The organism is Aquisalimonas sp. (assembly GCF_007120195.1).
Taxonomy (GTDB): Bacteria; Pseudomonadota; Gammaproteobacteria; order Nitrococcales; family Aquisalimonadaceae; genus Aquisalimonas.
Genome location: NZ_SKOG01000021.1, coordinates 1 through 2,845, shown reverse-complemented (window position 1 = coordinate 2,845; position 2,845 = coordinate 1). Strand labels below are relative to the sequence as shown.

Here is a 2,845-nt window from a genome sequence, read left to right as displayed (position 1 = left end):
GGTTTTCCTGTACGGCAAGGTGCTGGAACAACCATTGGGAGACATCGGCGAGACCGTGCGTGCGAAACGCCCTCCGCGGCTGCCCGTCGTGTTGTCCCACGATGAGGCGGTCGCGATCATCGGCCAGCTGCAGTCCCCCTATGGACTCATGGCGTCTCTGATGTACGGCGCCGGGTTGCGTGTTGTGGAGTGTGCGCGGCTACGGGTCAAGGATTTCGATTTCGACAGAAAGACGATCACGGTGCGTAACGGCAAGGGCGGCAAGGATCGCACCACACTGTTGCCAGACAGGCTGGACCACCCATTAAGCCGTAGAGTTGCGGCCATACGTCAGGCACTGACGGCACAACCGCTGTCAGGTAGAACACCGGTAAGCATGCCGTATGCGCTAAGGCGCAAGTATCCGAACGCGGACAAATCGCTTCAGTGGCAGTGGCTTTTTCCATCCAGCGCGTTGTGCGCTGATGACGACGGGGTGGTTGTGCGCCATCACATCCACACCAGCAGTGTGCAGAAGGCTGTCCGGGGTGCTGTTCGACGCGCCGGTATCACTCGCCCGGCCGGTTGTCACACGTTTCGGCACACTTTTGCGACGGAATTACTCAGAAACGGCACTGATATTCGCACGGTCCAGGAATTGCTTGGGCATCGGGATCTGCGTACCACGCAGATCTATACGCATGTGCTGGGACAGGGGTTCGCGGGTGTGCGGAGTCCGTTGGGGTAAATGAGAATTCCTCTCTGGCTCCTCCGGATCCCCGTCTCGTACGGTGCCATATGCTCCGACACGTCGTGCACGACCGCGCGGGCGGGGGGCCTTTTAATGAGCCCAGTTCAGACGAACCTGACCCACCGGGGTTATCGCGGCAAACCGTTTTATCGACACGCCGCGAAACATGTATCCTGAAAGGTCAGTAATAGAACGCATCGGGGTTATCGATAACGCTAGGGCCGACATGGCAGAGATGCTCAAGACATCCGATCCGACGCCGCCACAGCCGATCCACATCCCCTTCGAGACCACATACAGCGGGTTGCCGAAGCGCTTCTACGCGCACTGTCCGCCAGCGCCCTTTCCGCGGCCGGAGATGGTGCGCTTCAACGCCCCGCTGGCCGATGCGCTTCGCATCGAGCGAGCCGAAGCCGACAATGCCGCCCTGGCGGCGGCCTTCTCCGGGCAGCGGCCGCCCGAGGGCGCGGCGTGGCTGGCCATGGCGTATGCCGGGCACCAATTCGGCCACCTCGTTCCCGCGCTGGGCGATGGCCGGGCGGTGCTCATGGGGGAGGTGATCGACCGCAGCGGCCAGCGGCGGGACATCCAGCTCAAGGGTGCGGGGCGAACGCCCTTCTCCCGCCACGCCGACGGACGCGCCCCCCTCGGCCCGGTGCTGCGCGAGTACGTGGTCAGCGAGGCCATGTATGCCCTCGGGGTGCCGACCTCGCGAGCGCTCGCCGCGGTGACCACGGGCGAGCCAGTACTGCGCGAGACCGCCCAGCCCGGCGCCGTGCTGACCCGGGTGGCGAGTAGCCATCTGCGCGTCGGGACCTTCGAGTATTTCGCTGTCCGGGACGACCAGGCCGCGGTGCAGCAACTCGCGGACTATGCCATCACGCGCCACGACCCGGATGCGCGGGACGCCGACAACCCGTACTTGGAGCTTCTGCGGCGGGTGAGCCGGCGGCAGGCGGAGCTGATCGCCGACTGGATGGCGCTCGGCTTCATCCACGGCGTCATGAATACCGACAACACGACCCTCTCAGGCGAGACCATCGATTACGGCCCCTGCGCCTTCATGGACCACTACCACCCGGGCACGGTCTATAGCTTCGTGGATCAGATGGGCCGCTACGCCTACGGTAACCAGCCCGGCATCGGCCAGTGGAACCTGGCGCGCTTCGCCGAGGCCTTGCTGCGACTTCTGGGCAACGACAGCAATGAAGCCATCGCTGCCGCTCGCGAGATTCTTGAGGCCTATACCGAACACCACGAGGCGGCGTGGCTGGAGCGAATGCGGGCGAAACTCGGGCTGGCCACGGCCATGGAGGAGGACCGCGCCCTGGTGGATCACCTTCTGGCGATCCTGGCCCGTAACCGGGTCGACTTCACGGGATTCTTCCGCCGGCTGGCCGACGCCGCGGAGACCACTACGGTGGACAGTGACATTGGCGCGTTGTTCCAGGATCCCGATGATTGGCAGCGGTGGTCGGGCCGCTGGCGGGAGCGGCTGGACCTCGAGTCAGCGGATTCCGGCACCCGCGCCGCCGCCATGCGGTGGACCAATCCCGCGGTGATTCCGCGAACCCACGCCATTGAGCAGGCCATCCGTGCCGCCGAGGACGAGGGCGACTTCGCCCCCTTTCACGCCTTGGTGGAGGCAGTCAGCCACCCCTTCGAGGCGCCGGAATCGACCGAGGCACCCTGGGCGCGCCCCCCACGGCCGGAGGAGCGGGTCCCCAACACCTTCTGCGGCACCTGAGCGTGCACGAGACGGCGTAGGGCGTAGGGGTCAAGTCTTGTAATATATAATCTGGATTGTCTGCAAGACAGGGAGGTCGGCTGATGGCGCGTCCGTTGCGCATTGAATATCCGGGTGCGTGGTATCACGCGATGAATCGCGGCGCACAACGCCAGGCGATTTATGCCGATGACACGGATCGAGAAAAATTTGTTGAGCTGCTTGGTGAGTTGGGTGAGCGTTTCGGGCTTGAAGTGCACGCCTGGTGCCTGATGGGGAATCATTATCATGTGATGGTTCGCACCGCCGAAGTAGGTCTTTCCCGCGCGATGCGCCACCTCAATGGCGTGTATACCCAGTACTTCAATCGCCGCCATCGACGCGATGGT

The 2,845-nt window shown here is 64.0% G+C and carries 3 protein-coding genes; all 3 read left to right on the top strand.

Going from position 1 to position 2,845, the window contains the following annotated elements:
- A partial coding sequence (locus tag QZT63_RS02375; protein ID WP_290648262.1) for an integron integrase occupies positions 1–727 on the top strand: 727 nt, incomplete at its 5' end.
- Between the two features lie 238 nt (positions 728–965).
- The gene (locus QZT63_RS02370; RefSeq protein WP_290648260.1) at positions 966–2,477 is read left to right on the top strand and encodes a protein adenylyltransferase SelO; all 1,512 of its coding nucleotides are present in this window, start codon (positions 966–968) and stop codon (positions 2,475–2,477) included.
- 83 nt (positions 2,478–2,560) lie between these two features.
- Positions 2,561–2,845, top strand: a 285-nt coding sequence (locus QZT63_RS02365; protein WP_290648258.1) for a transposase, incomplete at its 3' end; no start/stop codon positions are given.

What these genes read in the sequence shown, in the direction of transcription:
- QZT63_RS02370 (WP_290648260.1), top strand. Translation starts at nt 966, where the DNA reads ATGCTCAAGACATCCGATCCGACGCCGCCACAGCCGATCCACATCCCC.